The organism is Flavobacterium sp. (genome assembly GCF_027482425.1).
GTDB lineage: Bacteria > Bacteroidota > Bacteroidia > Flavobacteriales > Flavobacteriaceae > Flavobacterium.
The window spans coordinates 1-7,705 of sequence record NZ_JAIXWA010000003.1; the positions used below are offsets into that span (position 1 = coordinate 1).

Consider the following 7,705-nt stretch of genomic DNA (forward strand, 5'->3'; position numbering starts at 1 on the left):
AAAAACCATTGCGTACTTAAACGCAAATTATCCCGAGCAATTTACCATAGCCGATGCTAAACGAGGGGATATTGGCAATACTTCAGGACGTTATGCCAAAGCTTTTTTAGAAGATTTGGCGTTTGATTCGGTGACCGTGGCACCCTATATGGGAAGAGACTCGGTGGAACCTTTTTTGGAATTTGAAAATAAACATACGATACTTTTGGCGTTAACTTCCAACGAAGGAGCTTTTGATTTTCAAACGCAACAGGTTGGCGAGCACGAATTGTATAAAAAAGTAATTGAGACTTCAAAAAAATGGAAAAATAGTCACAACCTTATGTACGTAGTCGGGGCCACCAAAGCCGAGTATTTGCAAGATATCCGTACCATTATTCCCGATAGTTTTCTTTTGGTTCCCGGCGTGGGAGCACAAGGCGGAAGTTTGGAAGCGGTGTGGCATTATGGTAAAAACGACCAAATCGGCTTGTTGGTCAATTCGTCGCGGGGCATCATTTATGCGTCTTCGGGAGTTGATTTTGCCGAAAAGGCCCGAGGGGAAGCATTGAAACTCCAACAGCAAATGGCAGCATTGTTATCTTAAAAAAAAGCCGATTTTCAACAGAAAACCGGCTTTTTCTTAACTAACCTAAACCAAACAAAATAATAAATCATTATTTCACTACAAATATCCAACTATTTTACATGTGCTTGTGTTAATAGATTGTTATTCTTATGTTATTGATAACTAAAAAATTAAGACTATTTTAAGGCTTATTTTCGGTCTTGTAACGCAAACACTTGTTGCAATAGCTTGGTGGGCCGCATATTAAGATTGGTGCGAATGTTTTGCTCTTCCAAAGCGATCATCGTAAATACTCCCGTTAAGGCTTTTCGTGTGGTGTAATCGGTCAAGTCGGGATTCACTTTTTTGACCAAAGGAAGTCCGTTGTACTTACTGATAATTTGATTCCAAACTTTATCCGCTCCAACTTTGGCAAACGATTGTTGAATTACAGGTTTGAATTGGGTGTAAAGCGGTAGCGTAGTTTGGGTTTCTAGAAAGTTTGTCGCCGCGCGATTATCGCCCATAATAATCGATTTGGCATCGGCAATGCTTATGTTTTTCACCGCATTCACAAAAATAGGTGTGGCTTCTTTCACCGCATCTTCAGCAGCTCGATTCAACATTAAAACACCTTCGTCGGCCAAACTTCCCAAACCCACTTTTCGCAGGGCTTTGTCCACCCGTTGCAATTCTTCGGGCATCATTATTTTTACCAACTCATTTTTATAAAATCCATCCACCGCCATAAGTTTTACCACCTGCTTACGTATCCCATAATCTAACGCTTCTTTCAATCCACCAGCTAAGTCCAATTGATTTTGGGTTGTGTTGTGTGAATGAGAAGCGGCTAGAGAAGGAATCTCCAAACAGGAACTCATCATGTAAAGGGAAGTGGCAAAGTAAAGTATCGATTTCATATTTTATTTTTTTGAATACCTTCAAAGATAATGCTGCAAATGTTAACATTATTTCAATTAACAGCATAGGGTAGAAAATTTATATTATTCGTAAATTGCGCACTTAAAATCCTTTTACAATTAAAAATGGAACAAGCGCAACCCTATATTCCTAAAAATAAAGTAAGAATTGTAACCGCAGCTTCTTTGTTTGATGGGCACGATGCCTCAATCAACATTATGCGCCGTATCATCCAAGCGACTGGATGTGAGGTGATCCATCTTGGACACGACCGCAGTGTGGAAGAAGTTGTGAATACAGCCATTCAAGAAGATGCCAATGCGATTGCCATGACCTCGTATCAAGGCGGACACAATGAGTATTTCAAATATATGTACGACCTCTTGCAAGAAAAAGGCGCCGGTCATATCAAGATTTTTGGCGGTGGCGGCGGTGTCATTTTGCCCGAAGAAATTGCCGAATTGCAAGCCTATGGTATCACGCGCATTTACTCTCCCGATGATGGTCGCGCTTTGGGACTTCAGGGAATGATCAACGATTTGGTGCAACGTGCTGATTTTCCCGTTGGCGATGTGTTGAATGGCGAACTCAATCATTTGGATGAGAAAAATCCGAGAGCCATTGCACGGGTGATTTCAGCGGCTGAGAATTATCCCGAGGTTGCCAAGCCCGCTTTGGAAGTTATTCATGAAAGCAATAAAGAAGTTGCTATTCCCGTATTGGGGATAACGGGAACCGGTGGTGCAGGAAAATCGTCATTGGTAGATGAACTTGTACGTCGTTTTCTGATTGATTTTCCGGAAAAAACGATTGGTCTAATTTCTGTCGATCCTTCCAAACGTAAAACAGGTGGCGCACTTTTGGGTGACCGTATTCGAATGAATGCTATCAATAATCCGCGTGTTTACATGCGCTCCTTAGCGACGCGTCAATCGAATTTAGCCTTATCCAAATATGTAGCCGAAGCGATTGAAGTGTTGAAAGCGGCGCGCTACGATTTGATTATTTTAGAGACGTCCGGAATTGGACAAAGTGATACCGAAATTCTCGACCACTCTGATGTCTCCTTGTATGTGATGACGCCTGAGTTTGGTGCCGCGACACAGTTGGAGAAAATCGATATGTTGGATTTTGCTGATTTAGTAGCACTCAATAAATTTGATAAACGCGGGGCTTTAGATGCGATTCGCGATGTCAAAAAACAATACCAACGCAACCACAATCTATGGGATGTCAATCCCGATACCATGCCCGTTTTTGGTACCATTGCTTCTCAGTTCAATGACCCAGGGATGAACGCATTGTACAAATCCATCATGGATAAAATTGTCGAAAAGACAGGATCAAACTTAAAGTCCACCTTCGCGATTACCCGTGAAATGAGTGAGAAGATTTACGTAATTCCACCCAACCGTACCCGCTACCTTTCGGAGATTGCTGAAAATAACCGCAGTTACGATCAAACAGTTAGTGTTCAAGTTGACGTGGCCCAAAAATTGTACGGAGTTTACAAGACGATAGAATCGGTATGTGGTCAAGTGCCAGTGATGACCAAATCGGGACTTGAAGTCGCCAATCCAGCTGCTGAAGATGCACAACAATTGGTGAACTTATTGGTTAAAGAATTTGATCGTGTAAAAATGAACTTAGATCCCTACAACTGGGAAGTCTTGTTGTCATGGGAAGATAAAGTCAATAAATATAAAAATCCAGTCTATAGTTTTAAGGTACGCGATAAGGAAATTAAAATCCAAACCCATACCGAAAGTTTGTCCCATTCGCAAATCCCAAAGGTGGCTTTGCCCAAGTACCAAGCATGGGGTGATTTGCTCCGTTGGTGTTTACAAGAAAATGTACCGGGTGAATTCCCGTATGCCTCAGGATTGTATCCTTTCAAACGCGAAGGCGAAGATCCAACGCGTATGTTTGCCGGAGAAGGCGGCCCCGAGCGAACCAACCGTCGTTTTCACTATGTGAGTTTGGGCATGCCAGCGAAACGTTTGTCCACAGCTTTTGACTCAGTAACTTTATACGGAAACGACCCCGATCACCGTCCCGATATCTATGGAAAAATCGGAAATGCTGGGGTTTCGATTTGTTGTTTGGATGATGCGAAAAAATTATACTCTGGATTCGATTTGTGTCATCCTGCGACTTCGGTGTCGATGACGATAAATGGACCCGCTCCAATGTTATTAGGGTTCTTTTTAAATGCAGCTATCGATCAAAATTGTGAGAAATATATTCGTGAAAATGGACTTGAACATTTGGTGGATGCCCGTTTGAAAGAGTTGTATGATGCCAAAGGAGTTGGACGACCTCAATACATTTGCGTGGAGGGAAAAGCGTATAATCCATTTCATCCCGAAAAAGGAAGTGCTTTACCCGAAGGAAATAACGGTTTAGGATTGCTTTTGTTGGGTGTTACGGGCGATCAGATTTTGGGTCCTGAGGTATACGCAACGATTAAAGCACAAACCCTGTCGCAAGTTCGAGGTACCGTTCAAGCCGATATTTTAAAAGAAGACCAAGCGCAAAACACCTGTATTTTCTCGACTGAATTTGCGTTGCGATTAATGGGAGACGTACAGGAGTATTTTATTCATAAAAATGTGCGCAACTTCTATTCCGTATCAATTTCGGGTTACCACATTGCCGAAGCGGGTGCCAATCCGATTACGCAATTGGCGTTTACGTTGGCCAATGGATTTACCTATGTCGAATATTACTTAAGCCGCGGAATGAATATCAACGATTTCGGTCCCAACCTGTCGTTTTTCTTCTCCAATGGTATCGATCCCGAATATGCAGTGATTGGTCGTGTGGCGCGAAAGATTTGGGCAAAATCCTTGAAGTTTAAATACGGCGCCAACGAACGGGCACAAATGTTGAAGTATCATATACAAACGTCGGGTCGTTCCTTACACGCCCAAGAAATTGATTTTAATGATATTCGTACCACCTTACAAGCCTTGTATGCTATTTACGACAACTGTAATTCGTTGCATACCAATGCGTATGATGAGGCAATTACAACACCTACCGAAGAATCCGTGCGTCGTGCGATGGCGATTCAGTTGATTATTAATAAAGAATTGGGATTGGCTAAAAATGAAAACCCCATTCAAGGGTCTTTTATCATTGAAGAATTAACCGATTTGGTGGAAGAAGCGGTATTAGCTGAATTTGATCGGATCACCGAACGTGGTGGAGTCTTAGGGGCTATGGAAACCATGTATCAACGCAGTAAAATTCAGGAAGAGAGTTTGTATTATGAGACCTTGAAACATACGGGTGAATACCCTATTATCGGGGTGAATACGTTCTTGAGCTCTAAAGGTTCCCCTACGGTTTTACCTGCAGAGGTCATTCGTGCGACTGAAGAAGAAAAGCAAGTGCAGATTCAAACGTTACAAAATCTTCACGGAGCGCATGGTGTAAAAGTAAAAGAACTCATCGCTCAGGTGCAAGACGCCGCTATCAACAACCGCAATATGTTCGATCAATTAATGGAAGCTACCAAATATTGTTCGTTAGGTCAAATTACAGCCGGTTTGTTTGAAGTAGGAGGACAGTACCGAAGAAATATGTAAAACACCTGTTAAATACAAACAGACAGCGAAAATCCTGTCTGTTTTTTTATACTTTTAAGTCATGCAAAAAGATTTACACCAAGAGGTGGCGCACTATCTCTCTAAAAATTACACGTACACCAATACCATTCGGTTTTTGGTACGGGATGGTTTTACCGAAGACGAAGTACGCACAGCTATCAAAGCCTATTTGAAGGAAAACCGTCCGATGGGAATGGATGTCCTAGCTTTTGCTTTTTTGGTAATTCATACCGCAATGATTGTTCCTCTATATGCCTATTTTATTCTTCCTCAGGAATCGTTTGCCATCAAACTAACATTGTTACCTTTAATGATTGTAATCGGTATCCTAGCACGTTATGCGAAAGATGAACAACCCTGGGCCATTCAACTCATGAGTGCTGTGACAATTCCGGCAGTTGTATACCTTGTTTATTTGGCGATAACTTATGCCAATTATTTAAGTAAAACGGGACATCCTGTGGCGCAATATCTTATTTACTTCGGACTTTTAATCTATACCTTATTCGTTTTGAGTACTTTTCGTGGGGTAAAACAATTTTTTGAGAGACGAAAGTAATGCACCCCCAAATCGTTCATTTTCAAGAATCCACTTTTGTGGGGATTTCTCGATCAATTTCGTTGATAGATTATCAAGTAAGCGAACTTTGGCAATCCTTTATGCCGCGGTGTTATGAAATTCAAAATACAGTTGGTTCAGATCTCTACAATGTGCAGGTTTATCCTGAAAATTACAATTTTGATCCTGCTGTAGTTTTTCAAAAGTGGGCTGTTAAAGCGGTTACCTCCATTGAAAATTTGCCCGAAGGGATGCAGGTGCTTACGATTCCTGCGGGGCATTATGCCGTTTTTACTTACCGTGGTGATGGTTCCAATATAGCGGATTTTTATCGTGCAATTTATTCCCAAGGGTTGCCCCAAGCGGGACTGTGTTGGGAAAATCGTCCCCAGTTTGAAGTGCTTACTGAAAAATACAAAAAAAACTCCCCCGAATCGGAGGAGCTTGTTTATATTCCAATTCAGTACTAACGCTCAGGAAATGCATACAATTTTATGTCTTTTGGCACCTAATTCAATCGTGTCACCTGCTTTTTTACCTCGCATTTTTGCATAAGCAGGTGCTTTTTCACTCAAGGTAATCACTGTTTTATCGTCCCATTTAAAAGAGGGGATGGAGATGCCCACATAGATGTAATACATTTCGGTTTCTACTAGTGCTCCGGGCAAAATTATTGTATATTCCTTTTGTTCATGTTCCAACATAAAGGTTTCCATTTCTTTGGCTTGTCGTAACAATTGTTCATACCGCAATTGCATTTCCGCAGCCTCTGATTGTCGTACATAATCCTCAGGGTCTAAGGTGTCATTGTCATCCAAATCGGTCGCTATTTTAAAGCGCTTTACCGAGTTTTCAATTTGCTGAATGTATGCTTGTAATTCAGCAACAATTTCTAAAGCTAAAAGGGTTTTATTCATGGGCTATACCTATTTATTGGTAGGATAAAGGTATGGTCATTCCTTTATTTTGGATATGATATTTATCAGGGGGAGGTAATTTAATTTATCTTATATTCAAATAGTTATGGTTTTTTAGGAGGATTGTTTTGGGATTAGTATCTTTGGGCAAATTTTCAACAAAATGCGTATCATTACTCTACTTCTATGCAGCATAACTGCTGTTATGTATAGTCAATCGACTTATACGGCTGCTAATTTTGCTTCGGTGGGCGATTCCTTTTATGTTACTACTCCCGACCCTACTGCGTTACAATTGGATTATACTGTCACAGGAGCAGGTATTGCTTGGGATTACAGTGCTTTAGTACCTCAAACACAAGAGCAAATTTCATGGACAAATCCCAATAATAGTGGTTATAAGACTGTTTGGTGTTTTTTAAATAGTTATTTTTTTAATTGCAATTCGCAGTTCAATGCCAATTTTAACCTAGCCAACACTGCAACTGACGGTCTCGTTTTGCAAGGATTTGGATTGACAAATGTGGTCAATCACTTAAATAAAACCAATGCCGTCCTACAAAATAAAATGATTGGGGCACAAGTAACCCTCAATGGGACTACAGTGCCTTTTGTCGTGTCCTACGATGATCCTGATGATTTGTATCAATTCCCCTTAAATTTTGGGAATACAGCTACCCAGCCCTTTGCGATTGATGCCAATCTTTCATCCTTTGGTTTTCCAGTGCAAATTCAATCGACTGGACAACGCACTAATTTGGTAGAAGGGTGGGGAACATTAGTTACCCCTTTTGGTTCCTTTGCCAATGTCTTGAAACTTAAAAGTACGTTGGTACAAACGACCATTATCACCGTCGATGGGACGCCTCAAACGACCATCACGACTACCGTATCGTACCAATGGTTTGATCCAGCCCACAAAATTCCTGTGTTGGAAGCCACTGGAAATCTAGTAAACAACCAATGGGCACCCACTACGGTTCGTTTTATGGATTTCCAACGTTGTCTTACCCCACAAGCAGCATTTGCTTTCGTGCCTGTACAACCCGATTTCAATCCCACGAACAATGGTGTAACGGTGAACTTTGTGAATCTCAGTACAAATTATATGGCATCAAGTTGGGATTTTGGCGATAATTCCCCCGTA

At 41.2% G+C, this 7,705-nt stretch carries 7 protein-coding genes; 5 read left to right on the forward strand and 2 right to left on the reverse strand.

The features are described from left to right. Positions 1 to 586 (forward strand): orotidine-5'-phosphate decarboxylase (pyrF, locus tag Q0037_RS00070; protein WP_297513535.1); only part of this gene is annotated, 586 nt, incomplete at its 5' end. 170 nt (positions 587 to 756) lie between these two features. On the opposite strand, the gene Q0037_RS00075 is transcribed toward pyrF, so the two are convergent. Further along, positions 757 to 1,467 (reverse strand): DUF4197 domain-containing protein, encoded by a 711-nt coding sequence (locus Q0037_RS00075; RefSeq protein ID WP_297513538.1) that lies wholly within the window; start codon positions 1,465 to 1,467, stop codon positions 757 to 759. 126 nt (positions 1,468 to 1,593) lie between these two features. On the opposite strand from Q0037_RS00075, the gene Q0037_RS00080 reads away from it, so the two are divergent. The 3 genes from Q0037_RS00080 to Q0037_RS00090 all read left to right on the forward strand — a co-directional run bounded on the left by Q0037_RS00080 (position 1,594) and on the right by Q0037_RS00090 (position 6,111). Beyond that, positions 1,594 to 5,061 carry a methylmalonyl-CoA mutase family protein gene (locus Q0037_RS00080; RefSeq protein WP_297513541.1) on the forward strand — a complete coding sequence of 1,156 codons (3,468 nt, stop codon included), beginning with the start codon at positions 1,594 to 1,596 and terminating at the stop codon, positions 5,059 to 5,061. A 61-nt stretch (positions 5,062 to 5,122) separates the two neighbouring features. Next, positions 5,123 to 5,641 (forward strand): hypothetical protein, encoded by a 519-nt coding sequence (locus tag Q0037_RS00085; protein WP_297513544.1) that lies wholly within the window; start codon positions 5,123 to 5,125, stop codon positions 5,639 to 5,641. Then, entirely contained in the window at positions 5,641 to 6,111 is a 471-nt protein-coding gene (locus Q0037_RS00090) for a GyrI-like domain-containing protein (RefSeq protein ID WP_297513547.1), read from the forward strand. Before Q0037_RS00085 ends, Q0037_RS00090 begins: the two co-directional genes overlap by 1 nt. A 3-nt stretch (positions 6,112 to 6,114) precedes the next feature. Here the strand turns inward: Q0037_RS00090 and Q0037_RS00095 are convergent, their stop codons facing one another. Next, positions 6,115 to 6,558, reverse strand: coding sequence for a hypothetical protein (locus tag Q0037_RS00095; protein ID WP_297513550.1), 444 nt, complete (start codon positions 6,556 to 6,558; stop codon positions 6,115 to 6,117). Between the two features lie 163 nt (positions 6,559 to 6,721). Here Q0037_RS00095 and Q0037_RS00100 point away from each other — a divergent pair. Next, the coding region (locus Q0037_RS00100; protein ID WP_297513553.1) for a hypothetical protein at positions 6,722 to 7,705 on the forward strand (984 nt) is incomplete at its 3' end.